General features: G+C 70.8%; 23 protein-coding genes and 1 pseudogene. 18 read left to right on the top strand and 6 right to left on the bottom strand.

All coding sequences use genetic code 11. The annotated features are described in order from the left end of the window. Both Q0309_RS13910 and Q0309_RS13905 read right to left on the bottom strand, forming a co-directional pair. Window positions 1-1350 (bottom strand): HlyD family type I secretion periplasmic adaptor subunit (locus Q0309_RS13910; RefSeq protein ID WP_299442253.1); only part of this gene is annotated, 1350 nt, incomplete at its 3' end. Window positions 1351-1466: 116 nt separating this feature from the next. Next, window positions 1467-3251 (bottom strand): type I secretion system permease/ATPase, encoded by a 1785-nt coding sequence (locus Q0309_RS13905; protein WP_299442251.1) that lies wholly within the window; start codon window positions 3249-3251, stop codon window positions 1467-1469. Window positions 3252-3737: 486 nt separating this feature from the next. On the opposite strand from Q0309_RS13905, the gene Q0309_RS13900 reads away from it, so the two are divergent. Then, window positions 3738-4124 carry a helix-turn-helix transcriptional regulator gene (locus Q0309_RS13900; RefSeq protein WP_299442249.1) on the top strand — a complete coding sequence of 129 codons (387 nt, stop codon included), beginning with the start codon at window positions 3738-3740 and terminating at the stop codon, window positions 4122-4124. Between the two features lie 43 nt (window positions 4125-4167). Here the strand turns inward: Q0309_RS13900 and cobW are convergent, their stop codons facing one another. Beyond that, the gene (gene cobW, locus Q0309_RS13895) at window positions 4168-5229 is read right to left on the bottom strand and encodes a cobalamin biosynthesis protein CobW (protein ID WP_299442247.1); all 1062 of its coding nucleotides are present in this window, start codon (window positions 5227-5229) and stop codon (window positions 4168-4170) included. A 216-nt stretch (window positions 5230-5445) separates the two neighbouring features. On the opposite strand from cobW, the gene recA reads away from it, so the two are divergent. Next, on the top strand, window positions 5446-6552 hold the full coding sequence (recA, locus tag Q0309_RS13890; protein WP_299442245.1) for a recombinase RecA: 1107 nt from the start codon (window positions 5446-5448) through the stop codon (window positions 6550-6552). Window positions 6553-6580: 28 nt separating this feature from the next. Here the strand turns inward: recA and Q0309_RS13885 are convergent, their stop codons facing one another. Together Q0309_RS13885 and rsmI are read right to left on the bottom strand one after the other, a co-directional pair. Beyond that, window positions 6581-7018 (bottom strand): YraN family protein, encoded by a 438-nt coding sequence (locus Q0309_RS13885; protein ID WP_299442243.1) that lies wholly within the window; start codon window positions 7016-7018, stop codon window positions 6581-6583. Further along, window positions 7015-7887: a 16S rRNA (cytidine(1402)-2'-O)-methyltransferase gene (rsmI, locus tag Q0309_RS13880; RefSeq protein WP_299442257.1), complete on the bottom strand. Its 873-nt coding sequence runs from the start codon at window positions 7885-7887 to the stop codon at window positions 7015-7017. Before rsmI ends, Q0309_RS13885 begins: the two co-directional genes overlap by 4 nt. Window positions 7888-8062: 175 nt before the next feature. Between rsmI and Q0309_RS13875 the strand changes: the two genes are divergently transcribed. From Q0309_RS13875 to Q0309_RS13865, 3 genes are all read left to right on the top strand, one after another. Continuing rightward, window positions 8063-9334 (top strand): penicillin-binding protein activator, encoded by a 1272-nt coding sequence (locus Q0309_RS13875; RefSeq protein ID WP_299442240.1) that lies wholly within the window; start codon window positions 8063-8065, stop codon window positions 9332-9334. Between the two features lie 153 nt (window positions 9335-9487). Further along, complete coding sequence (locus Q0309_RS13870; protein ID WP_299442238.1) at window positions 9488-10939, top strand: hypothetical protein; 1452 nt, start codon at window positions 9488-9490, stop codon at window positions 10937-10939. A 31-nt stretch (window positions 10940-10970) separates the two neighbouring features. Continuing rightward, a complete protein-coding gene (locus Q0309_RS13865; RefSeq protein ID WP_299442237.1) occupies window positions 10971-11426 on the top strand; it encodes a flagellar FliJ family protein in 456 nt (151 codons plus the stop codon). 10 nt (window positions 11427-11436) lie between these two features. On the opposite strand, the gene Q0309_RS13860 is transcribed toward Q0309_RS13865, so the two are convergent. Further along, window positions 11437-12345 (bottom strand): glycosyltransferase family 2 protein, encoded by a 909-nt coding sequence (locus Q0309_RS13860; protein ID WP_299442220.1) that lies wholly within the window; start codon window positions 12343-12345, stop codon window positions 11437-11439. A 147-nt stretch (window positions 12346-12492) separates the two neighbouring features. Here Q0309_RS13860 and Q0309_RS13855 point away from each other — a divergent pair, with 147 nt between their 5' ends. The 13 genes and pseudogenes from Q0309_RS13855 to Q0309_RS13795 all read left to right on the top strand — a co-directional run. Further along, window positions 12493-13710, top strand: coding sequence for a glycosyltransferase family 4 protein (locus tag Q0309_RS13855; protein ID WP_299442217.1), 1218 nt, complete (start codon window positions 12493-12495; stop codon window positions 13708-13710). Further along, window positions 13707-14246: an HAD family hydrolase gene (locus tag Q0309_RS13850; protein ID WP_299442214.1), complete on the top strand. Its 540-nt coding sequence runs from the start codon at window positions 13707-13709 to the stop codon at window positions 14244-14246. The genes Q0309_RS13855 and Q0309_RS13850 overlap by 4 nt, the downstream gene beginning before the upstream one ends. 93 nt (window positions 14247-14339) lie before the next feature. Then, window positions 14340-15713, top strand: coding sequence for a tRNA (N6-isopentenyl adenosine(37)-C2)-methylthiotransferase MiaB (gene miaB / locus Q0309_RS13845; protein ID WP_299442211.1), 1374 nt, complete (start codon window positions 14340-14342; stop codon window positions 15711-15713). 8 nt (window positions 15714-15721) lie between these two features. After that, entirely contained in the window at window positions 15722-16726 is a 1005-nt protein-coding gene (locus Q0309_RS13840) for a PhoH family protein (RefSeq protein WP_299442255.1), read from the top strand. After that, the gene (gene ybeY, locus Q0309_RS13835) at window positions 16723-17373 is read left to right on the top strand and encodes an rRNA maturation RNase YbeY (RefSeq protein WP_366940627.1); all 651 of its coding nucleotides are present in this window, start codon (window positions 16723-16725) and stop codon (window positions 17371-17373) included. The genes Q0309_RS13840 and ybeY overlap by 4 nt, the downstream gene beginning before the upstream one ends. Then, a complete protein-coding gene (locus tag Q0309_RS13830) occupies window positions 17351-18379 on the top strand; it encodes a hemolysin family protein (RefSeq protein ID WP_299442208.1) in 1029 nt (342 codons plus the stop codon). Before ybeY ends, Q0309_RS13830 begins: the two co-directional genes overlap by 23 nt. Beyond that, window positions 18376-19938: an apolipoprotein N-acyltransferase gene (gene lnt, locus Q0309_RS13825; protein WP_299442205.1), complete on the top strand. Its 1563-nt coding sequence runs from the start codon at window positions 18376-18378 to the stop codon at window positions 19936-19938. Before Q0309_RS13830 ends, lnt begins: the two co-directional genes overlap by 4 nt. Window positions 19939-20118: 180 nt before the next feature. Next, window positions 20119-20619, top strand: a complete 501-nt coding sequence (locus tag Q0309_RS13820) for a helix-turn-helix transcriptional regulator (protein WP_299442202.1) — start codon at window positions 20119-20121, stop codon at window positions 20617-20619. A 191-nt stretch (window positions 20620-20810) separates the two neighbouring features. Continuing rightward, a complete protein-coding gene (locus Q0309_RS13815) occupies window positions 20811-21101 on the top strand; it encodes a hypothetical protein (RefSeq protein ID WP_299442199.1) in 291 nt (96 codons plus the stop codon). 107 nt (window positions 21102-21208) lie between these two features. Continuing rightward, complete coding sequence (gene hisG / locus Q0309_RS13810) at window positions 21209-21871, top strand: ATP phosphoribosyltransferase (protein ID WP_299442196.1); 663 nt, start codon at window positions 21209-21211, stop codon at window positions 21869-21871. Further along, window positions 21861-23183: a histidinol dehydrogenase gene (gene hisD / locus Q0309_RS13805; protein WP_299442193.1), complete on the top strand. Its 1323-nt coding sequence runs from the start codon at window positions 21861-21863 to the stop codon at window positions 23181-23183. The genes hisG and hisD overlap by 11 nt, the downstream gene beginning before the upstream one ends. 3 nt (window positions 23184-23186) lie before the next feature. Continuing rightward, window positions 23187-23690: a UPF0262 family protein gene (locus Q0309_RS13800; protein WP_299442190.1), complete on the top strand. Its 504-nt coding sequence runs from the start codon at window positions 23187-23189 to the stop codon at window positions 23688-23690. After that, a pseudogene (locus Q0309_RS13795) lies at window positions 23687-23957 on the top strand (low molecular weight phosphatase family protein); the annotation flags it as partial. The gene Q0309_RS13800 and the pseudogene Q0309_RS13795, both read left to right, overlap by 4 nt.

Genomic DNA, 23957 nt, shown 5'->3' with positions numbered 1-23957 from the left:
GAAGTAGTCCGTGATCGGCTTGACGATGTAGTCGAGCATGGTCCGTTCGCCGATCTTGACCACGATGTCGGCGGGCATCCCGGCGCTGAGCGACTGTTCGCCCAGCTTGGCCAGTTCCTCGTCGGGCACGACGACCTCGATGCGGAAATAGGCGGTTTCCCGGCGCTCGTCGACGATGCGGTCGCGCGAAACCGTGGTCACCTCGCCAAGGATGATCGGGGTGCTGCGCAGCTTCAGGGCGCTGAGACGGACCTCGGCCTCCAGCCCCGGGTGCACGGCGTCGATGTCGACTGGCGAGACCTGGCCCTCGATCACCAGGCGGTCGTCCAGCGGCACGATCTCCATGATCGGATCGCCGGCGCGGATGACGCCGCCCTGCGTGTGGACCTGCATATTCTGCACCGTCCCAGCGAGAGGCGCGCGGATGTCGATGCGGTCCAGGGTATCCTGGGTCACCACCAGCTTCTCGCGCAACTGGCCGATCTCGTTGCGCACCTCGCGGAGTTGGGCGACCACCTCCTCGCGGAACTTCTGCCGGGTCTGGATGATCTGCAGTTCGGCCTCGCCGATGCCCTTTTCGGCGCGGGCGATCTCGGCCAGGGTCGAGCCGATGGTGCCTTCCAGATCGGCCACCTCGCGTTCCATGGCCAGGATGCGGGTGCGGGGGTAGTAGCCCTTCTCGTACAACTCCCGCAGGCCCACAAGCTCTTCCTTGAAGATCTCGTGCTGACGCAGCTTGGAATCATGCTGGGCCCGCAAGCCCTCGATTTCCTGCGAGAACTGTTGGATGCGCTGATTGAGGATGGCGATCTGCCCGTCCAGTGAGCGCTTCCTTTCCAGGAACTGCTCGCGCTGGCCGGCCATGGCGGCGGCCACGTCGGGATCATCGGCGCGCGAGGTCAGGACCTCGGGAAACGTCACGCGCTCGGCGCGCTGATTCTCCGCCGTCAGGCGAGCCTCCAGGGCCAGCGCCTCGTCGAGGTTTTTGCGCGTGACGGCGGCTTCGGCGCCCGCCCGGGTGGCATCCAGACGGACGAGAATGTCCCCCGGCTGGACCACGTCGCCCTCGTCGACCAGGATCTCGTCGACGATGCCGCCTTCCAGGTGCTGGATGGTCTTGCGGTTGCTCTCGACGATCACCGTGCCCGGCGCGATGACGGCGCTGTCCAACGGCGCGGTGGCGGCCCAGGTGCCCAGGCCACCGAACATGACGAGCACCACCAGCAGGCCCATCAGGATGATGGGGCGCGGGTTGGTGGGCGGCTCCGGCTCACTGGGCGGTGTCGCCGGGCCGGTGCGGGCCGGCAGGCCACGGTCCTGCAGCGGAACGATGTTGCCTTGGTTTGACATAACGCGCGGCGGTCTCCTTAACCGAGGGCAAAACGCGGTGGCCCCTGGGGCCGCGGGCACACTGGCCCGGATCGTGTCGTGCCGGGGCCATCCTCCCGGACCGGATGGAGTCGGTGCTAGCCCATGCGTCCGCCCGCGCCCCCACCCATGCCTGATGCACCGCCAGAAGCGCCGTCGCCGCCGGACACGGCGCGCGGGGGCGGCCGACCCTCGTCGCGAACCGCGCGGGGCTGCATCACCTTGGCCAGGATCTCCTGGCGCGGGCCGATGGCGTCGACCACCCCGGCCTTGAGAATCAGGATGGTGTCGACGGCGTTCAGCAGCGTCGGGCGATGGGTGATGACAATAACGGTCTTGCCGGCGTCTTTCAGCCCCCGAATCGCGTGCATGAGGGCGGTCTCGCCGTCCGAGTCCAGATTGGCGTTGGGCTCGTCGAGGACGATCAGTTGCGGCTCGCCGTACATGGCGCGGGCCAGGGCGACGCGCTGGCGCTGACCGCCGGACAGCACGGCGCCGCCGGCCCCGATCTGGGTGTCATAGCCCTCGGGCAGGGTCAGGATCATATCGTGCACGCCCGCGCGCTGGGCCGCGACGACCACCGCCTCGGGGTCGATGTCGCTGAAGCGGGCGATGTTCTCGGCCACCGTGCCCTCGAACAACTCAACGTCCTGCGGCACGTAGCCCATGTGCTGCCCCAGGGCGATCTTGTCCCAGTGCGCCAGGCTGGCGCCGTCCAGCCGAACATCGCCCTGCAAGGGCGGCCACACACCCACCAGAACGCGGGCCAGCGTGGACTTGCCGGCGGCGCTGGGACCGATGACGCCGAGCACCTCGCCGGGACTGACCGCGAACGACACGCCCTTCAGCACCACCATCTTCGACTCGGGCGGTCCGGCGATCACGCGCTCGGCGGTCAAGTGTCCCTCGGGCGCCGGCAGGGCCATGCGCTCGTCCGAGACCTGGGTCGTGGCCAGCAGCTCGCGCAGCCGTCCGTAGGCGGCCCGCGCGTTGGTCAGGTTGCGCCATTGGGCCACCGACTGCTCGACCGGCGCCAGGGCGCGGCCCATGAGGATCGAGGCGGCGATCATGGTCCCGGGGCTGACGATCTGGCGGATGGCCAGGTAGGCGCCGGTGCCGAGGATGGCGATCTGCAGGAACATGCGGATCGATTTGGACGCCGACATGATGACGCCAGCGCGGTCGCTGGCCTGGGCCTGTAGCGCCAGAACCGTGCGGTGGCGGTCGGACCAGCGCCGCAGAATGCCGGGCATCATGCCCATGGCCTCCATGGCCTCGGCGTTGCGCACGCTGGTGGTCACGTAGTTGTTGGCGTTGATGCTGGCCGTGTTGGCCTCGCGCAGGGGTTTGCGTGACCAGACCGCGTTGGTCAGGGCCAAGAGGAAGATAATCACCGCGCCGCCGGTCGCCACCACGCCCAGATACGGGTGCAGCAGGTAGACGGCGGCCAGGAACAGCGGCACCCACGGGGCGTCGATGAAGGCCAGCAGCCCCTGCCCCGTCAGGAACTCGCGCACCGAGTCGAGGTCCCGCAGGGCCTGCGCCTGGCCGCCGCCCGGCGCGACCACGCTGCGACGGAACACCGCCGAGAACAGGCTGCCGCCCACCTCGTTGTCTAGCCGGGCGCCGGTGCGCACGAGAATGCGGGCGCGGATGGCGTCCAGCACACCCATCACCAGCAGCATGGCGCCGGCCAGGACAGTCAGGGCGATCAGGGTCGGTTCGGAGCGGGACGCCAGCACGCGGTCATAGACCTGAAGCATGTATAGCGGTGCGACGAACATCAAAAGGTTGATAAAGAAGCTAAAGAAAAAGATGGACATGAACACGCCACGGCAGGCGCGCAACGCGCGGTCCAGCTCACTCTGAAACGTTCGCTTCACGGCCTGCTCCGTTGTCCGCGCCGTCGTCTTCCCTGCCGTCGCGTTGTATCACGCCACTGGTTGCCGAAGACTGAAGCCCAGGCTCGCCCAAGCCCTGCGGCGCAAGCCCATACACCACCCCCCGGTCGACGTCGGTGTCGCCGACCGCTGATATCACCTGACGGCGGCCCCCGAAACCGCCCCCGAGTCGCGGCGCATCGGGCTGGCGCGCCGGCCCGTTGCGGCGGCCACAGCCGCGCCCGCCCCGCCCAGGGTCTCCCCGAATTGGGCCTAGCGCCGTCGTTGTCAAGCCATATATAGGGGTCATGGCCATTCCTCACGGACCGAGGCCATGATGCCGGCGGGTGTTGGCGACCAGGCTGTACAGTAACTGTTGAAGGGGGGCCGGATCCGGTCTAATGTCGCCTTCATCGCGTCGCCTTCGTGCGGCCACAAAGGGCCGTGTCCCGGTCCAACACCTGGGCAAACCACAGGGGCTTGCGTGCCGTGTATTCCCATCCCCAACAAGGCGCCGGTCCGGACGCCCAGAAACTGCGGCGGGCGGCGGGCCGTTGGCTGAAGTCCCTGCGCGAGCAGCGGGGGGTTTCGCAGCGCCAAATGGCCACCCTGGTGGATGTGGAGTACTACACGTTCATCTCGCAGATCGAGGCCGGGCGTGGACGCATCCCGCCGGACCGGTACGAGGCCTGGGCGGCGGCCCTTGGCGTGCCCTTAATTCCCTTTGTCAAGACGCTGATGAGCTTCTACGACCCCGTGACCCACCGCATCCTGTTCGGTCACGAGGCCCCGGCCATGGACATCGACGCCGCCCTGATGGACGAGCCCCCGACCACCGCCGGCCGCCGCACCGCCGGTCAGGCCACCCGGCGCTAAGCGGGCGCGCTCAACCGAGCCTCGCGTCCTCGCTCCCCGGCCATCACGCGCCCGCCACCGTCGCCGCCAGATCGCGGCCCAGGGCGGCGCCGTCCAGCCCCTTCAGCCCGATCGCCACCAGCCGTCCCGCGCGCGGTTCGTCCGTGCGCCACGGCCGGTCGTGCCGCGCCAACACGCGCGGCCCCACGCCCTGGACCAGCAGCCGCATGGGCTTGCCCGGCACCTCCAGCGTCCCCTTGACCCGCAGCACCCCATGCGCGCTCAGCACCGGGGCCAGGGCGTCGGCCAGGGCGTCCGGCCCGGGATGGCCGCCGCCCACCGCCGGCATGTCCAGCGCCACGCTCTCGAAATCATCGTGGTCGTGGCCCTCGGGGCCGTCATGATGGGTCGGGCGGCCGTCCAGGTCGTCCTCCACCGCCATGCCCAGGCCCAGCAGCACCGCCGGATCCACCTCGCCGTGGCGGGTCGCGAGCACCGGCACGCCGGCGCGCACCGTGGCGCGAACCGTGGCCTCCACGCCTTCCAACGCCGCCGCGTCGAGCAGGTCCGCCTTGTTGACCAGCACCATGTCGGCGCACATCAATTGGTCGGTGAACACCTCCTCCAGCGGATTGTCGTGATCCAGCGCGGCGTCTTCCGCCCGCAACGCCCGCACCGCCTCCGGATCGTCGGCGAACAGGCCGGCCGCCGCCGCCGGGCCGTCGACCACCGCGACGACACCGTCCACCGTCACCCGCGAGCGCACCTCCGGCCACGTGAACGCGCGCACCAGCGGCTTCGGCAGCGCCAACCCGGACGTCTCGATGACGATGTGGTCCGGTGGCTCGGGGCGATGAATCAGCGCCTGCATGGTGGGCAGGAACTCGTCCGCCACCGTACAGCACAGGCAGCCGTTGGCCAGTTCCACGATGTCGTCATCGCCGCAGCCGGCGATGCCGCAGGCCGACAGGATGTCCCGGTCCATGCCGATGTCGCCGAATTCGTTGATCACCAGGGCGATGCGCCGGCCGCCGGCGTGGGCCATCAGATGGCGGATCAGCGTCGTCTTGCCGGCCCCCAAGAAACCGGTGATGACGGTGGCGGGGATGACGCGGGGCAGGGGCATGGCGGTCCTCCGGGCGGCTGTGAGCGGGCGGGTCGGCGCGCCATCTAGCCGCCCCCGCGCGGGCGATGCAAGGCGCGGCCCGACGCTCACAATTTTGTTCCCGTCATGTTCTTTTCTCTTGCACAACAGAACAAATCGGGTACGGTTGCGTCAGTGATCGGCGGACGGTCCCGCCTTGCACCGTACCGCAGCCGTGTGGAATAAGGGGGTCTCCTCATGTCGCAAAGCGCGCTCCGCCTCGTGGACCGGGACACCATGGACAAGCAAAAGGCGCTCGACGCCGCCGTCAGCCAGATCGAACGGTCCTTCGGCAAGGGCTCCATCATGCGCCTGGGCCAGCGCGACCGGGCCGTGGAGATCGAGTCGATCCCCACCGGCTCGCTCGGCCTGGACATCGCCCTGGGCATCGGCGGCCTGCCGCGCGGCCGCATCGTCGAGATCTACGGCCCGGAAAGCTCCGGCAAGACGACCCTGGCCATGCACGTGGTCGCCGAGGCGCAGAAGCGCGGCGGCACCTGCGGCTTCGTCGATGCTGAGCACGCCTTCGACCCCTCCTATGCCCGCAAGCTGGGCATCGACCTCGACACCCTGTTGATGTCGCAGCCCGATGCCGGAGAGCAGGCGCTGGAAATCGCCGACACCCTGGTGCGCTCCGGCGCCATCGACGTGCTGGTGGTGGACTCGGTCGCCGCCCTGGTGCCGCGCGCCGAGCTGGAAGGCGAGATGGGCGACGCCCACGTCGGCCTGCAGGCCCGTCTGATGAGTCAGGCCCTGCGCAAGCTGACGTCCTCGGTGGCGCGCTCCAACACCCTGGTCATCTTCATCAACCAGATCCGCATGAAGATCGGCGTCATGTTCGGCAGCCCGGAGACCACGACCGGCGGCAACGCGTTGAAGTTCTACGCCTCGGTGCGCCTGGACATCCGCCGCATCGGCGCCGTCAAGAATAAGGACGAAACGGTCGGCAACCAGACCCGCGTCAAGGTGGTCAAGAACAAGGTCGCGCCGCCCTTCAAGACGGTCGAGTTCGACATTCTGTACGGCGAGGGCATTTCCAAGCTGGGCGAGATTCTCGACCTGGGCGTGCGCGCCAACATCGTCGAGAAGTCGGGCGCTTGGTTCTCCTACAACTCGCAGCGCATCGGCCAGGGCCGCGAGAACGCCCGCCAGTTCCTGCGCGACAACCCGGCGGTGGCCGAGGAGATCGAGAACGCCATCCGCGCCAACGAGGGCCTGATCACCGAGTCCCTGATCACCGGTCCGGGCGGCCTGGAGGACAACGACGACGCCCCCGTCGCCACCGCCGCCGACGAGGGGGAGTAGGAGCCACCGCCGCTCCCGCGCTCCCCGTTCACCCCTCCGGCCGCCACGCATCGGGCAGGTGCGCCGGGGGCGCGCCTTCGGCCACGGCGATCAGGTCGAACCGCACGCCGGCCTCGGCGTACTCGGGATGGCGGGCCAGCCAGCCCTCGGCGGCGATGGCCAGGCGCCGCTGCTGCGCCGGCGTGACCGCCGCCAGCGCGGCCTCCAGGGTTCGGCGCGCCTTGACCTCGACGAACACCACCACCGGGCCGTCGGCGGATAGGTCCCTTGGGCGGTCCCCCGAGCGCCCCCCTGAGCGATCCAGCGCCACCAGGTCGATCTCGCCCGCCCCGTCACCGCGCCGGCTGCGCGCGCGCCGGTCGAGGATCAGCCACCCCTGCCCCGCCAGCCAGGCGGCGGCCGAGTCCTCCGCCGCCCGCCCGGCGCGGTCGGCGGCCCGGCGGGCCTCGGGCGGGCGCCGCGTCACGACCCGTCCCCATCACCCAGCGCCAGCGCCCGCTGGTACAGATCGCGGCGGGGCGCGCCGGTCTCCTGCGCCACCCGCGCGGCCGCGTCGCGCGTGCCGAGGCCGTCCGCCAGCGCCGCCCGCAGCCGCGCGTCCAGGTCCTCCGGCGCCAGGTCAGCCGGATCGGCGGCCGCCGGCGGCGCGACCACGATCACCACCTCGCCCTTGGGCGGCCCGGCCGCCGCGTAGTGGGCGGCCAGCGCGGGCAGGGTCTCCCGGCGCACCTCCTCGTGCCGCTTGGTCAACTCACGGCAGACCGCCGCCGGCCGACCGCCAAGCCCCTCGGCCATGGCCGCCAGCGTCTCCGGCAGGCGGCGCGCGCTCTCGAACACGATCAGCGTCGCCGGCACCCCCGCCAGTTCCGCCAGAGCACCGCGCCGCGCCGCCGCCTTGGGCGGCAGGAACCCGGCGAACAGGAACCGGTCAGTTGGCAGGCCCGAGGCCACCAACGCGGCCAACGGCGCCGACGCTCCCGGGATCGGCACCACGGCATGGCCGGCCTCCACCGCCGCCCGCGTCAGCTTGTAGCCCGGATCACTGACCAGCGGCGTGCCGGCATCGGAGACCAGCGCCACGACCTCGCCCCGCGCGAGGCGCGCCAGCAGGGCCGGCCTTTGCCGCGCCGCGTTGTGTTCGTGATATGGCGTCAGTGGTGTGGACACCCCCAGGCGCGCCAGGAACGGACCGGTGGTCCGCGTATCCTCGCAGGCGATGACGGCGGCGCCGCGCAGAACCTCCAGCGCCCGCAGGGTGATGTCCCCGGCATTGCCGATGGGTGTGGCCACCACGTACAGGCCCGGGGAAAGGTCCCGGGGTGGCCCGGGGGCCATGTCGTGTTTACCTGCCGCCTCGCCCTGGCTAGGGTGTGTCGTCATGCTCGTCTCGTCCGGTGCCGATGTCCGCCCTTTTCCCGCCAAACCTCGCGGCGACAGTGGATCAGGGCCGGCCAGGCTGGCCCCACCACCCGCGCGCCCCCAGGACCGTGTAGCAGGGAGAGACCATCCGGTGACAGCACGATCAACCTCTTGGCCCCGGCCCCGGCGGTTCCGCTTGGCGTTCCTGGCCCTCCTGCTCGCCGTCGCGGTCCCGCTCGCCGCCTGCGCGCCGATGCGATCCCCGCCGCCCAGCCGTCCCGTCGCCCAGCCGCCCCCACAGACCCAGCCGGCGCCGCCGCCCCGCACCGAACTGACCCGCCCGGCGCCGGATGCCCCGCTGTCGGGCGGCGTCAGGCAGGATTTCGCAGGCGACCGCATGGTGCGGATCGGGCTGCTGGTGCCGTTGAGCGGCGCCGCCGCCGGAACCGGACAGGCCCTGTTGAACGCCGCGCAGATGGCCGCCTTCGACATGGGCGACCGCCGGTTTGTCCTGCAGCCCTATGACACCGGCGGCACCCCGGCCGGCGCCGTCCAGGCCGCCCAAAAGGCCCTGTCTCAGGGGGCGCGTATCCTGCTCGGTCCGCTCTACAGCAACAGCACCCGCGCCGTCGGCCCGGTGGCCGCCGGGGCCGGCGTCAACGTCGTCGCCTTCACCACCGACCCCGGCGTCGCCGGCGGCAACGTCATGGTCATGGGCTTTCTGGTGCGCGAACAGGTCGACCGCATGGTCCGCTTCGCCATGGGCGAGGGACGCTCGCTGTTCGGCGTCCTGACCCCGGAGGAGACCTATGGCCGCGTGGCCACCGACGCCTTCCGCCGCCAAGTCTCCGCCCGGGGTGGCCAGGTGGTCGCCGTTCAGGGCTACGCGCCCGACAATCCCGATCTGCGCGAACCGGCGCGCGCCCTGCGCGGCGCCGACGCCATCCTGATCCCCGACGCCGGCGACGGCCTGCGCGCCGCCGTCAACGCCCTGGCCTATGTCGACATCGATTCGCCGCGCACCCGCTACCTCGGCACCATGCTGTGGGACGACCCCGGCCTGTGGCGCGAAAGCGCCCTGAGCGGCGGCGTGTTCCCGGCGCCGCCGCGCGGCAGTATGCAGGCGTTCGCGCGCAAGTACGAGGCGGCGTTCGGCGCCCCGCCCTCCGACCTCGCGGTGCTCGGCTACGATGCCGTGGCGCTGGCGGCGGTGCTGGCGCGCACGCCCGGTGGCGCGCGCTTCGACCGCGCCACCCTGACCAGCGCCGCCGGGTTCAGCGGCGCGGCCGGCATCTTCCGCTTCCGGCCGGACGGCACCGTCGAACGCGGCCTGTCGGTGATGGAGATCCAGCCCGACGGCTCCATCGTCGAGGTGTCCCCGGCGCCGCTGTCGTTCCGCTCCGGCTCCGGCGCGGCGTTCTAGGGCCGCCGCGCCCGCGCCGACGGGACGATTCCGCGCCGCATTGCGGTCGTTTACGCGGCGGCGTTAACCTCTTTTCCACCGGTGTGCCGGCATCCTCCTGAGATTGTGGCCCTCCCCGCGCCCCGGGGAGGCCCCGACCGATGGAGGCGCGGTGTGGCGGGACCCCCGGCCACGACGGGGATGCCGGGCCGAGACCTGGCCCAGCAACTGGCGGCGACCGTTCACATCAACGGACGCGCCGTCGGCCGCGAGGTCCTGCTGGGCATCCGCGATGCCAGCCGCCGCACCGGCGTCGACTTCACCTACATGCTGGCCAAGGCGAACCAGGAAAGCGGCCTGCGCCCCGACGCGGCCAACGCCCGGGGCACGGCGCGCGGCCTGTTCCAGTTCACCAACCAGACCTGGCTGGAAATCCTGCGTCGCCATGCCGGTTCGTACGGTCTTGACGAGGTGGCCGACGCGATCCGTGTCGACGGCCGGGGCCGGTTCCGCGTCGACGACCCGGCGGCCGAGACCCGCATCCTCGACCTGCGCGAGGACCCGCGCCTGTCCGCCCTGATGGCCGCCGAATACGCCGGCAGCAACAAGGCCCACCTGCACCGCGCACTGGGCCGCCCGCCCAAGACAACCGAACTCTATCTCGCCCATTTCCTCGGCCCCAGCGGCGCCGTCACGTTCCTGGAGGCGGCGGCCCGCACGCCGCACCTGCCCGCCGAACGCGTGCTGCCAGAGGCGGCGGCCGCCAACCCCGGCCTGTTCCGCGCGCACGGCCGGCCGCGCACGTTGGACGAGGTGCACCGGCTGCTGCACGGCACCATCACCCAGGCGATGCGGGGCTTCCAGGCCGTGGCCGACTTGGCCCAGGGTCCGGCGCCGCGTCCGCCCGGGGCGAAACCGATCCCGCCCGCACCCGAGGACATGGGGGTGCCGCTGCTCGCCCGCGCGGCGACCCCGCTCCCGCCCGGCACGCGGCCCGCGTCCCGGGGGGCCGAGGACATGGGCGGGACTCGACTCGCAAAGGGCGAGCCTCCCCTGCCGCCAGGGGCGCGCCCCGCGCCGGCCACGCCAGAGGCGCCGGCGCCCGACGGCGAAACACGGGTGGCCGCGGCCACGCCGCCCCCGCCCACCGCACCGCCGCCAACAGAGGACATGCACGCCGCCGAATCGGCCATCGCCCGGGTGCTGGCCGCGACCCAGGCGGTGGAAGAGGCCGGCGCGACGCAGGGACTCGACCTGCCGGGGCCGTCGGCGCTGGCGATGGCGGCGCTGCTCGACGAGATCACCGGATCCCGGGCGCCAGCGGAGGCCGCGCCGGTCCCTGCTCCGCCACCAGCGCCGGTGCCTGCCACCACCCCGGCCGAGCCGCCCCGCACCGGCTCGGCGGTGACGTGGCGGGCGGCGCGGGCCGATATCCCCACGCTGGCACCGGTGGCGCGCGGCGCCTTCCGCGCGGTGCACATCGCGGCTAAAACCGAGACCACCACCGCCGCCCTTCGGGTTGCCACCCCGGCCGGCGCCGATCCGGCCGACCGGGACGGCGTGCTGACCGGCGCGCAGGCGGAACGGCGCATCGCCGCCATCCTGACCGCCTCGCGGTCCGGCTAGCGCTCATCAATAACTTGCAACAAGGGCCACCATGGCCAAGGGCGACCTGCACGCCATCATTCGCTTGAACAAGCTGGAGATCGACGAGCTGCGCCGTCAGCTCGGCGTGCTGCTGCGCGAGGAGGCGACGCTCGTCGCCCGGGACCGGGCGCTCGACGCGGCGCTGGATCGGGAATCACGGCTGGCAAACGCCCACCCGGAGGCCGCCTACACCCTGGGCGCCTTCCTGGCCGCGCACCGGCAGCGCAAGGAAGCCCTGGCGGGCGAGTTGGAGGACGTGCGCACGCGCATCGCCGAGATGCGCGAGACGCTCGGCGAACTGTTCCGCCGCCGCAAGACCTATGAACTGGCACAGGAGGCCCGCGATCTACGCGCGGCGCAGGACTTGGCCCGCAAGGACCAGGCGGTGCTGGACGAGATCGGTCTGACCATGCACCGCCGCCGCCGCATCGAGGACGGCGAGGATCAGGTCGGGGGCAACCGCTGAGGCGCCGCCATCAGGGAGTGTGATCCCCGGTCCGCCCGCGATCGCCTCTCCACGGCCCGGCCAAGACCGTCCGTGCCAACAGGGCCGCCGACAACACCGCCCACACCGCCCACAGGCGCCAGCGGGGCACACCCTCGGGCGCGAACTCGGTGAACAGGTAGCGGCGGAAGCTCCGGACCTTGTGCCGGGTGACGAACAGCCCCGACACCGGCGAGCGGCTCTTCAGGTGGGTCGCCGTGACGTGGGGCGCGAACAGCACGCGGCCGCCCGCCCGCCACACGGCGCGGCACAAGGCCAGGTCCTCGAAGTGCAGGAAATACGCCTCGTCGAACCCACCCAAACGCCGGTAGAAGGCGGCCGGCAGCAGCATGAACGCACCGGAGACCGCCGGCATCTCCACCAGATCGGCCGTCGGCAGCGGCTCCCGGTGGCGATTCACCCGAGCAATCCGGCCGCCCAGCGCCTCCCCCAGCCACTGCCCGGGCGTGCCGGCGTAGCGCCGCCCGCCGGACTGCTCGGACCCATCCGGGTTGAGCAGACGCGGCCCGATCACCCAGGCGTCGTCCGGCTGGCCGGCCGCCAGAACCAGCAGGCGCGGCAGGGTTTCGGCCTCCGGCAGGCAGTCGGGATTGAGCAGGAGGACAAGACGCCCCCGCGCCTCGGCGACACCGAGGTTGCAGCCGGCGCCGAAACCGACGTTTCCTTGGCCGTGGATCAGCCGCAGACGCCCCGGCGCGGCGGCCGTCAGATCCTCCGTCCCGGGCGGCCAAGGCGGATCGGCGCGGTTGTTGACCAGAATGATTTCGGCCACCTCGGGCCGGGCCAGCAGGGCCTCCAGCACCGACCGCAGGGAGTCGCCGCCGTAGAAGACGACGACGGCGGACACCGCCGGCTGGGGCACGGGCTCGGGCTCAGGCATCGGCGGGGCTCATCCGCGCGGTACCGCATCGGTGGTCTCGTGTCATGCTGTTCGCCAATCCGGTTGACACGCTTGGTGTGCGCGCAGTCTATCGTCCCGGTCCGCCGGGTTACAGGGCGTTCCTGGGTCGTTAAGAAGTCACCTGCCATGCGGATCATCTTCATCCACCAGAACCTGCCCGGGCAGTTCCGTCACATGGTCCGGCACTTGGCCGCGCAGGGCGGTCATGACGTGATCTTCATCGGCGCGCGGTCGGATCGGCCGATCCCGGGCGCGCGGGTGCTGCCCTATAAACTGCACCGCGACGTCACGAAGGGCATCCACCCCTATCTGGTGCGCACGGAAAGGGCCGTCCTGTACGGCCAGGCGGTGGCCCGCATCCTGGTGACCCTGCGGGGTACGCTGGGCCGGCCGGACCTGATCGTCGCGCATTCCGGCTGGGGCGAGGCGCTGTTCGTCAAGGATGTCTTCCCCTCGGTGCCGCTGCTCCTCAACAGCGAGTTCTACTACACCGCCCAGGGCGCCGACGTGGGGTTCGAGGAGGACGGCCCCTTGCCGCTGGACACGGCGGCCCGCACCCGGATGCGCAGCACCCACCTGTTGCAGTCCCTGCTGGCCTGCGACCGCGCCATGACGGCGACCCACTGGCAGAAGAGCGTCCATCCGGCCGTGTTTCACGACCGCATCAACGTCATTCACGAGGGAATCGATACCCAGGCGCTCACGCCCGACCCAGCGGCCAGCGTGACGGTGGGCGACGGCATCGTCCTGCACGCCGGTGATGAGGTCGTCACCTACGTCGCCCGCAACCTGGAGCCCTATCGCGGCTTCCACATCCTCATGCGGGCGCTGCCGGCGATCCTGGAGGCCCGACCAAACGCCCGCGTGGTCATCGTCGGCGGCGACGACGTCAGCTATGGGTCCGCCCCGCCCGCGCACAAAACATGGCGAGAACACATGCTGGCCGAGGTGCCGCTGCCGGCCGACCGGGTGATCTTCACCGGCCGCGTCCCCTATGACACCTTCCGCCGGGTGCTGCAGGTCTCGGCGGTGCATGTGTACCTGACCTATCCCTTCGTGCTGTCGTGGTCGATGCTGGAGGCCATGAGTTGCGGGTGCCTGATTGTCGGCTCGGACACCCCGCCCGTGCGCGAGGTCATCGCGCCCGGCGAGAACGGCCTGCTGGTGTCGTTCCACGATCCGGCCGCGCTCGCCCGGCAGGTGGTGGAGGCGCTGGAGCGCCAGCGCGAGCTGGCACCGCTGCGCGCGGCGGCGCGGCAAACGGTCGTGGAGCGCTATGACCAGCCCGATTGCATCCGCCAACAGGTCGCCCTTCTGCATCAGATGACGGGAACAGCCCCATGACGGACCCCCTCGCCCGCCCGGCCGCGTTTTTCGACCGCGACGGCACCCTGAACGTGGACGTCGACTACGGCCACCGGCCGGACCAGATCACCTGGCTCGACGGCGCGGTGGAGGCCCTGCGGCGGCTGAACGAGGCCGGATGGTGGGTGTTCGTGGTGACCAACCAGTCCGGCGTCGCGCGCGGCCTGTTCGACGAGGCAGCGGTCGACCGCCTGCACGACTGGATGGCGGCCGATCTGGCGCGCCAGGGCGCGCACGTGGACGCGTTCTATTACTGCCCGCATCATGCGACCAAAGGCATCGGCCGGTACCGGATCGAGTGCGACTGCCGCAAGCCGGCGCCCGGGCTGCTGCTGCGGGCCATGGCCGAGTACCCGGTGGACGTGCGCCGGTCCTTCATGCTCGGCGACCGGATGCGCGACGTCGAGGCCGGCCGCGCCGCCGGAGTCGCCTCGTACCTGTACGAGGGCGGGAACGTCGATGCCGTGGTGGAACGGTTGATGGCGGGCGAGAGCAATCACCGAACCGCGCCTTGACATCCCCGCCGGGCCTGCCCACCCTAACCGCAACGGGGGGCAAACCACCGGAGACGATCAGGGACGCGGCCGGCGCCGCGCGCGCGACTCGCCTTGGCGACCAGGACACTCTGCATCAGGACATACGGGTGCCAGATGAACGTCTACGACTCCGCCCGCATGGCGGACGTCCTGGCGCCGCTTGGCTATGCCCTGACCGAGGACCCGGCCGAGGCCGACATGGTCCTGCTCAACACCTGCCACATCCGCGAAAAGGCGTCGGAGAAGGTGTTCTCTGAACTGGGCCGCCTGCGCCAGCTGCGCGAACAGCGCGAGGCGCGCGGCGCGGGCCGCATGATCCTGGGCGTCGCCGGCTGCGTCGCCCAGGCCGAGGGCGAGGAGATCCTCGCCCGCGCGCCCTTTGTCGATCTGGTTCTCGGGCCGCAGGCCTATCACCGCCTGCCGGAAATGGTGGCTCGCCTGAGTCGCGCCGGCCGGGCGCAACTCGACACCGAATTTCCGGCCGAGCCCAAGTTCGACCATCTGCCCGCCCCGGGGCCGCGCGGGCCGGCCGCCTTCCTGGCCATCCAGGAGGGCTGTGACCGCTTCTGCACCTTCTGCGTCGTGCCCTACACGCGGGGCGCGGAGTACTCCCGTCCGGTGGCCGACATCCTCGACGAAGCCCGCGCGCTGGCGACCCAGGGCACCGTCGAGATCACCCTGTTGGGGCAGAACGTCAACGCCTACCACGGCGAGGGGCCGGACGGCGCGACCTGGAGCCTGGGGCGGCTGATCCGCGCGCTGGCCGAGATCGACGGACTGGACCGGCTGCGCTACACCACCAGCCACCCGCGCGACGTCGACGACGACCTGATCGCCGCCCATGCCGAGGTGCCGGCGCTGATGCCGTTCCTGCACCTGCCGCTGCAGGCGGGTGCCGACCGCATTCTGAAAGCCATGAACCGGGGCCACGACGTCGACGCCTACCGGCGCGTCGTCGACCGCCTGCGCGCGGCCCGGCCGGACTTGGCGTTGTCGTCGGACTTCATCGTCGGCTTCCCCGGCGAGACCGACCGGGAGGTTCAGCGGACACTGGACGTGATCGACGAGATCGGCTTCGTCCAGGCGTATTCGTTCAAGTACAGCGCCCGCCCCGGCACGCCGGCCGCCGCCATGCCCGGTCAGGTGCCGGAGCCGGTCAAGGCCGAGCGATTGGCCCGCGTGCAGGACCTGCTCAACACCCAGCAGATCGCCTTCAACCGGCGCTGCGAGGGGCTGGAGATGGCCGTGCTGTTCGACCGGCCGGGCAAGCATCCGGGCCAGCTCGTCGGCCGCAGCCCCTTCATGCAGCCGGTCCACGTCACCGCGCCCGAACGCCTCATGGGCACGGTCCAGCGCGTGCGCATCGACCAGGGCCAGCCGAACAGCCTGGCCGGACGACTGGTCGAGACCAGCGACGGCACCCTGCCGGAGAGGGCCAGCGCGTGAACGATGCCATGGTGCAGGAGATCCGCACCTACGCGGACAACGGCGCCCTTCAGGTGGTGTTCGGGCCGGGCAGCGAGAACATGGACCAACTGGAAGCCCGCCTCGGCGTCTCCCTGCCCACCCGGGGCAACGAGGTGACCGTGGCCGGGCCGGCCCCGCATGTGGCCGTCGCGGTGCGGGCTCTGGATTCCCTGTATGCCCGCGCGCGCGCCGGGCGGGACGTCACCAAGGCGGACGTGGACGCGGCCGTGCGCATGGGCCAGGACGAGACGGGCGCGGCCGACCCGGCGCCGGCGTTGCGCACCCGCAAGCGGGTGATCGAGGCGCGCTCGCCCGGCCAGGCGCGCTACATCAATGCCCTGCTGCGCCACGAACTGGTGTTCGGCCTGGGGCCGGCGGGCACCGGCAAGACCTATCTGGCCATTGCCCATGCCGTCGCCCTGAAGCTGTCGGGGGCCGTCGACCGGCTGATCCTGTCGCGCCCGGCGGTCGAAGCGGGGGAGCGTTTGGGCTTTCTTCCCGGCGACTTGCGCGAGAAGGTGGATCCCTACCTGCGGCCGATGTATGACGCGCTGTACGAGATGATGCCCGGCGACGAGGTTCTGCGCCGGCTGGAGGCGGCGGAGATCGAGGTGGCGCCGCTCGCCTTCATGCGCGGGCGCACACTGGCCAACGCCTGCATCATTCTCGACGAGGCGCAGAACACCACACCGACGCAGATGAAGATGTTCCTGACCCGTCTGGGCGAGAACTCCCGCATGGTGGTCACCGGCGACATGACACAGATCGACCTGCCGCTCGGCGCCCGCTCGGGCCTGCGCGACGCGTTGGAAACGCTGGACGGGCTGGACGGCGTGGCCGTGTGCCACTTCACTCACCGCGACGTGGTGCGCCACGATCTGGTGACCCGGATCGTCAAGGCCTATGACGCCCGCGACCGGCGCCTGGCGACCACGGCCGACGATGGCGCCGGGCCGGGCTCGACGGATGGCAGGGGATCGCACCGCCGATGACGGCCAACAAACCCGCTTATAATATTGCTATCGACGTGGTCGTCGAGGCGCCGGCTTGGCGCAAGGCGGTGCGCGGGGTCGAGGGTGTCTGTGAGCACGCGGCACGCGCGGCGCTCGTGGGCGGCCTGCCGGGATCGTCGGCGGCCGGCCTGGTCCTGCTCGACCGGCCGTTCGAGGTGTGCGTCGCGCTTGAGGACGACGCCAGCGTCCAGGAGCTCAACCGCGCGTTCCGGGGCCAGGACAAGCCGACCAACGTGCTGTCGTTCGCCGCCCTGGAGGACGCCGATGGCCACGTCCTGCCGCCGATCACGGACGGCCCGGACAATGACGACGACGAGCCGGAAACGCTGGGCGACGTCATCATCGCCTTTGAGACCACCCGCGACGAGGCGGCCCGCGACGGCAAGCCCCTGGCCGATCACCTGAGTCACCTGGTGGTGCATGGCGTCCTGCACCTGCTGGGGCATGATCATATCGAGGACGCCGAGGCCCGCCGTATGGAGCGCCTCGAAACCCGTATCCTGGCCGCGTTGGGCATCGCCGACCCCTACGCCGACCGGCCGGATGACGGCGCCGACGGCGCCGATGTCACGCCCGACCCCCCGGGTTCTGGGACTGGAGACCATGAACGACCCGACCCCGAGTAGCCCGCCGGGTTCCCCGCCGCACGCCGGAAACAGTACTGGCGCGGGCGCGGGCGACCCGGCCCCCGCATCGCCCCGCGACACCGATCGCCCGGCCCGGCAGGCCACGCCGCGCGACGCCAGCGAATCCGGCGGCGAGCCCCTTCGCACCTGGCTGCGCACCCTGCTCTCGCGGGTGCGCACCAACGGCGATTCCTCGGTCCGCGATACGCTGGAAGAGATCATCGAGGAGCGCGACGACGCCGAACTGCCGATCGACGCGCACGAACGCCTGCTGATCACCAACGTCCTGCATCAGCGCGACACGACGGCCGACGACATCATGGTGCCGCGCCCCGACATCGTCGCCCTGCGCGAGGGCGCGACCCTGAGCGAGATCGCCGACCTGATGGCCCTCAAGGGCCACTCGCGGATGCCCGTTTTCCGGGAAACGCTCGACAACATCCTGGGCATGGTGCACATCAAGGACCTGATTCCGCACCTTTATCGGGGCGAGGCCCCGAATCTTGCCACGCTCGTCCGGCCGGTGCTGTTCGTCTCGCCGTCCATGCGGGTCCTGGACCTGTTGCTGGAAATGCGCCTGAAACGCTCGCATCTGGCCCTGGTGGTGGACGAATACGGCGGCATCGACGGCCTGGTGACCATTGAGGACCTGATCGAGCAGATCGTCGGCGAGATCGAGGACGAACACGACGTCGAATCCGATCCCGAACTGACCGTGCACGAGGACGGCTCCATCGTGGCCGACGCGCGCCTTGATCTGGAGGATTTCGAGGAGCGGTTCGGGGCCTTCCTCAGCGACGAGGAACGCGAGGAAACGGACACCCTGGCCGGGCTGGTGTTCCGGCTGGCCGGCCGGGTGCCGGGCCGGGGCGAGTTGATCGTCCATGACAGCGGCATGGAGTTCGAGGTCATGGATGCCGATCCCCGTCGGATCAAGCGGCTGCGCCTGCGCAATCTGCCGACCGGCCCGGGCCCGGTCGCCTCCATCGGACCCGACGGCCCGTGATCGCCCACCTCGCGGGCGCCGTGGCCCGGCTGCGCGGCTGGCGGCGTCACGGCACCGCCTTCCTGCTCGGCGCCGTCGCGGTGTTGGCGCTTCCACCGGTCCATGCCGTGCCCCTGCTTGCGGTGGCGCTGGTCGGGCTCGTCTGGCTGCTGGACGGCGTCGAGCGACGCCTGCGCGGCAGCTTCGCCGTCGGCTGGTGGTTCGGGCTGGGGTATTTCGTCGCCGGCCTGTACTGGATCGCCCACGCCCTGCTGGTCGACGCCGCCCGCTTCGGCTGGATGATCCCCTTCGCCGTGGTCGGCCTGAGCGCCTTCCTGGCGCTGTTCATCGGCGCCGTGACCCTGCTGGCCGGCGCGCTCTGGCAACCGGGACGGCCGGCGCGGATCGCCGTGCTGGCCGCCGCCTGGGTGCTCGGCGAATGGCTGCGCCTGTGGGTGGCGACCGGGTTTCCATGGAACATGCTGGCCACGGTCTGGATGCCCGCGCTGCCCATGCTGCAGATCACCAGCGTGATCGGCGCGTTGGGCCTGAGCGGCCTGACCGTGCTGGCGCTGGCGGCGCCGGCGGTGCTGGGAGACGCGGTGCGCCGGCGCGTCAAAGCCCTGGTGCTGGCCGGGGCCGCCGTGGGGCTGCTGGCGCCGGCCGGCTGGGGCGCCTGGCGCCTCGCCACCGTCGACCCCGGCACGGTTCCCGACACGCGCCTGCGTCTGGTGCAGCCGGCTCTGACGCAGGCCGAAAAGCTCGACCCGGCGTTGCGCGAGGTCAATCTGCTCGACCATGTCGTCCTGAGCCGCCGGCCGGGCTTCGACGATCTGACGGCCGTGATCTGGCCGGAGACCGCGTCCGCCTTCGCGCTCAATGTCGACATGAACCACCGCCTGCTGGCCGCCGACGGCGCGCCGACGGGCGGTGTCCTGATCACCGGCGCGCCGCGCCTCACGCCGCGCGGCGAAACGCCGCTGCAGGCCTGGAACAGCCTCTATGCGCTCGACGCGGCGGGCGGGATCGTCGCCCTGTACGACAAGTTCCACCTGGTGCCGTTCGGGGAATACGTGCCGTTTGGCGATATCCTGCCGGTCGACAAGGTCACGCCGGGGCGGATGGACTTCTCCTTCGGCAAGGGTCCGCGCACCCTGCGCATCCCCGGCCTGCCCCCGGTCTCGCCGCTGATCTGCTACGAGGTCATCTTCCCGGGACAGGTTGTTGACGCCGGCGCCCGGCCGGCCTGGATGGTCAATGTCACCAACGATGGCTGGTACGGACTCAGCTCCGGACCGTTCCAGCACTTCGCCACCGCGCGCCTGCGGGCGGTCGAGGAGGGCCTGCCCCTGGCCCGCGTGGCAAACACCGGGATTTCGGGAATGGTCGACCCTCTGGGACGGGTCGCGGCGCGGCTAAGCCTCGGCCAACGCGGGATTCTTGACACGACCCTTCCGGCCGCGTTGCCGCCCACCCCGTTCGCGCGATGGGGTCATCTGCCAGCCCTCGCCGCCGCACTCGCTCTTGTCATCGCAGTCTTCGCAACAAATCGCCAGCGGCGCCGCCACTCGCGTCGCTGAAATCGTCAGAGGACGCACTTTCGACTGACAGTAGAAACCGCCGCCCCACTTGCAGAATGCTACAGGTTTTCGTTGACGCCTCGGTCCCCCTTGACTAAGGTCATATACGAAGGATGCGTTTTCTGGCCGCATCGCCCTAGGCGTGTGACCCGCGACACGAGTCGATCAAGGCAAGATTCCATGGCGGAAGAAACAGGACGACGACCGCGACGTTCCAATCGCGGGCGAACGCCCTCGGGACACCCGAACCCTGTCGATGTGCACGTGGGCAGCCGTGTGCGGCTGCGCAGGACCCTGTTGGGCATGAGCCAGGAACACCTTGGCGAGGCCATCGGGCTGACATTCCAGCAGGTGCAGAAGTACGAGCGCGGCGCCAACCGCATCGGTGCCAGCCGGCTGTGGGACATCAGCCGCGTGCTGGACGTGCCGATGAGCTATTTCTTCGACGACATGGACGAGGGCGTCTCCAACCTGAGCCCCCGGAACATGATCCACGCCGCGCAAGAACCGGAGGTCACCGGCGGTGTTGACCCCCTGACGCGCCGGGAAACGCTGGAACTGGTGCGCGCCTATTACAGGATCGGCGATCCCCAGGTGCGCAAGCGCGTGTTCGAACTGACCAAGACCCTGGCCAACGGCGCCGAGAGCGAGGCCACGGCGCCCGCCTTGCCGAGCACTTGACAGTCGCCGCGCGTCACGCGGTCGCACCCCCACTCCTGATGATATATTTGAAGACCCGGGGTTTGAACCGGACGACGGGCATGGGTATGATCCCTGCGCCGTTCCGTCAGCCGCGATCCGGCGGCATTCGCCCCCCGCACCGAGGCCCATCCCATGGGCGGTGTTGTCCTTATCTGTTCCGGAGCAGAGCCATGGCCATGTCGACCGTCGACCAACTGCGGATGCGTACACGCCACCAAAACGAGTTGGAGTTGGACCGCCTGCGGACGCTGCGCGCCTCGCTCTCCGACGACAAGCCGGAGGCCGCGAAACAGATGGACGCGCGCATGGCGGCGCTGGAGGAAGCGCTGAAACCGACCTCGAAGTCGCCGCCGGTGCTGAGCATGTGGCATTACGCCGTCATCGCCATTGCCGCCGCCGGGATGCTGGGGCTGGGCTTCATGGCGGTGGTCGCGATGGGCCAGTTCGTCAGCGCCCAGTAACGGCCCGGGCCCTTGGCGGCGCCGACCGCGAAGCGGCGCGGGACCGTGGCGTCCGGCCATTCACCCATGCTACACAGGCCGCGCCCGTCCACCTGCCGAGCCATTCCATGACCCCGGATCCCCTGGTGATCGCCCTGCCCAAGGGCCGCATCCTGTCGGAGGCCATGCCGCTGCTGCGCGCCGTCGGCATCGAACCCGACCCCGATTTCGACAATCCGTCCTCGCGTGCCCTGAGATTCGGCACCAACCATCCCCATATTGACCTGATCCGAGTGCGGTCGTTCGATGTCGCCACCTTTGTCGCCTTCGGCGCCGCGCAGGTGGGCATCTGCGGTCACGACGTTTTGATGGAGTTCAACTATCCGGAGCTGTACGCGCCGCTCGACCTGGGCATCGGCGCCTGCCGTCTGGCGGTGGCCGAGCCGGAGGCGCTGAGCGGCGAGGATGACCCGGGACGCTGGTCACACGTCCGCGTCGCCACCAAATATCCAGAGGTCACCCGCCGCCACTTCGCGGCCCGGGGCGTGCAGGCCGAGTGCATCAAGCTGAACGGCGCCATGGAACTGGCGCCCGCGCTGGGCCTGTGCCGGCGCATCGTCGACCTGGTCTCGACCGGCAGCACCCTGCGCGCCAACGGACTGGTGGAGGTGGAGCACATTGCCGATATTACATCGCGGCTGATCGTCAACCGCCCCGCCCTGAAAACACGGGCCGCCGAACTGAATCACTGGATCGACGCCATTTCCGAGATCGTCAGCCATGCCCGTTGAGTTGAACACCGCCGACCCCGACTTCGACGAGGCCTTCTCTGGGCTCCTGGCCGCACGCGCGGCCTTCGACACCAGTGTCGACCCGGTGGTCGCCGACATCCTGGCCGACGTGCGCGAGCGCGGCGACGCCGCCGTGATCGAGTACACCCAGCGCTTCGACCGCGTGCATCTGACCACGGACACGTTGCGGCTGGACGACGAGACCATCGACGCCGCCGCCGGGCGGGTGGATCCGGAGACCCTGGGGGCGCTGAACACGGCGGCCGAACGCATCACCCGCTTTCACGAGTACCAGCGGCCCAGCGACATCGCCTTCACCGATCCGGTCGGCGTGCGTCTGGGACAGCGCCATACACCGGTGGACGCTGTCGGGCTGTACGTGCCGGGTGGCACGGCGGCCTATCCGTCGTCGGTGCTGATGAACGCCATCCCGGCCAAGGTGGCCGGTGTCGACCGCCTGACCATGGTGGTGCCGACGCCGGATGGGGTGATCAACCCGCTGGTGATGGCCGCCGCCCGCCTGGCCGGCGTGGACGAGATCATTCGCATCGGCGGCGCGCAGGCCATCGGTGCCCTCGCCTACGGCACGGAGAGCATCGCGCCCGTGGACAAGATCGTCGGCCCCGGCAATGCCTACGTCGCCTCGGCCAAGAAGCAGGTCTACGGCACCGTCGGCATCGACATGATCGCCGGCCCGTCCGAGATCCTGGTGGTCGCCGACCGCGACAACGATCCGGCCTGGATCGCCGCCGACCTGCTCAGCCAGGCCGAGCACGACGAAGCGGCCCAGTCCATCCTCATCACCGACGACGCGGCCTTTGCCCGGGCCGTCGCCGAGGCGGTGGACGGCCACCTGCGCACCCTGCCACGCTCGGCCATCGCCGCCGAAAGCTGGGCGCGGCACGGCGCCGTGATCGTGGTCGAGCATCTGGCGGAGCAGGCCCCGCCGCTGGTGGACGCCATCGCGCCCGAACACCTGGAGCTGGCGGTGGCCGACCCGGACGCCCTCGCCGCCCAGGTGCGCCATGCCGGCGCCATCTTCCTGGGCCGCCACACGCCGGAGGCGGTGGGCGACTACGTCGGCGGCCCCAACCACGTGCTGCCCACCTCGCGCGGCGCCCGCTTCTCGTCGGGCCTGGGCGTGCTGGACTTTATGAAGCGCACGACGCTGCTGGGCTGCGACGCCAACGCCCTGGCCACCATCGGCCCGGCGGCGGTGCGCCTGTCCGAGGCCGAGGGCCTGGGCGCGCACGGCCTGTCGGTGGCCATCCGCCTCAACATGCCGCGCGCGCGGCCAGCGGACGCGATCTGACCCATGGTGTTGGGCGGCGGCGCCAGCGACGGGTTCGGCCCCGATCATCGCCTGGTGGATGTCCGCCTGGACGAAACGACCCTGGTGCGCCGGCGCCCCGAGGTGGAGCACGAGCGCACCGTCGCCATCTTCGACCTGCTGGAGGAGAACCGCTTTCGGCTGAAGGGCGCGCGCGGGCCGTACATGCTGCGCCTCAGTCTGGAGGACGACCGCCTGGTGCTGGACGTGCGCAGCGAGGACGACCGGCCCCTGCACCGGTTTCTCATGTCGACCCGGCCGTTCAGTCGCATCGTCAAGGACTACTTCATGGTGTGCGAGAGCTACTACGGCGCCATCAAGTCCGGGGCCTCGCCGTCGCGCATCGAGTCCATCGACATGGGCCGGCGCGGCCTGCACAACGAGGGCGGGGATCTGCTGATGGAACGCCTGTCCGGCAAGATCAGCATCGACCACGACACCGCGCGGCGCCTGTTCACGCTGATCTGCGTGCTGCACATCAAGGCATGACGCCGGTGGCCGCGCCGCTTGCCCTGCCCGGCACGGTGCTGTTCGCCTGCACCCACAACAGCCTGCGCTCGCCCATGGCGGCGGGCCTGCTGCGGCGCTACCACGGCCAAACGATCTGGGTGGACTCGGTCGGGGTGCGCCCGCGCGAGCCCGACGGCTTCGGGATCGCCGTCATGGACGAGATCGGCGTCGACCTGACCCGCCACCGCCCGCGCGCGTTCGAGGACCTGGAGGACGAGAACTTCGACCTCATCATCTCGCTGTCGC

The organism is uncultured Rhodospira sp. (assembly GCF_937138205.1).
Classification (GTDB): Bacteria; Pseudomonadota; Alphaproteobacteria; order Rhodospirillales; family Rhodospirillaceae; genus Rhodospira.
Note: the sequence above shows the minus strand (reverse complement) of the source record. Positions and strands in the feature narration are given on the sequence as shown.

Excerpts from the sequence above, each read along its gene's own strand:
- hisD (WP_299442193.1), top strand. The coding sequence starts at position 21,861 with ATGCCCGTTGAGTTGAACACCGCCGACCCCGACTTCGACGAGGCCTTC.
- hisG (WP_299442196.1), top strand. The coding sequence starts at position 21,209 with ATGACCCCGGATCCCCTGGTGATCGCCCTGCCCAAGGGCCGCATCCTG.
- cobW (WP_299442247.1), bottom strand. The coding sequence starts at position 5,229 with ATGCCCCTGCCCCGCGTCATCCCCGCCACCGTCATCACCGGTTTCTTG.
- Q0309_RS13840 (WP_299442255.1), top strand. The coding sequence starts at position 15,722 with ATGGTGCAGGAGATCCGCACCTACGCGGACAACGGCGCCCTTCAGGTG.
- rsmI (WP_299442257.1), bottom strand. The coding sequence starts at position 7,887 with ATGGCCCCCGGGCCACCCCGGGACCTTTCCCCGGGCCTGTACGTGGTG.
- Q0309_RS13850 (WP_299442214.1), top strand. The coding sequence starts at position 13,707 with ATGACGGACCCCCTCGCCCGCCCGGCCGCGTTTTTCGACCGCGACGGC.
- Q0309_RS13800 (WP_299442190.1), top strand. The coding sequence starts at position 23,187 with ATGGTGTTGGGCGGCGGCGCCAGCGACGGGTTCGGCCCCGATCATCGC.
- Q0309_RS13820 (WP_299442202.1), top strand. The coding sequence starts at position 20,119 with ATGGCGGAAGAAACAGGACGACGACCGCGACGTTCCAATCGCGGGCGA.
- recA (WP_299442245.1), top strand. The coding sequence starts at position 5,446 with ATGTCGCAAAGCGCGCTCCGCCTCGTGGACCGGGACACCATGGACAAG.
- Q0309_RS13830 (WP_299442208.1), top strand. The coding sequence starts at position 17,351 with ATGAACGACCCGACCCCGAGTAGCCCGCCGGGTTCCCCGCCGCACGCC.
- Q0309_RS13860 (WP_299442220.1), bottom strand. The coding sequence starts at position 12,345 with ATGCCTGAGCCCGAGCCCGTGCCCCAGCCGGCGGTGTCCGCCGTCGTC.
- Q0309_RS13855 (WP_299442217.1), top strand. The coding sequence starts at position 12,493 with ATGCGGATCATCTTCATCCACCAGAACCTGCCCGGGCAGTTCCGTCAC.
- Q0309_RS13815 (WP_299442199.1), top strand. The coding sequence starts at position 20,811 with ATGGCCATGTCGACCGTCGACCAACTGCGGATGCGTACACGCCACCAA.
- ybeY (WP_366940627.1), top strand. The coding sequence starts at position 16,723 with ATGACGGCCAACAAACCCGCTTATAATATTGCTATCGACGTGGTCGTC.
- Q0309_RS13865 (WP_299442237.1), top strand. The coding sequence starts at position 10,971 with ATGGCCAAGGGCGACCTGCACGCCATCATTCGCTTGAACAAGCTGGAG.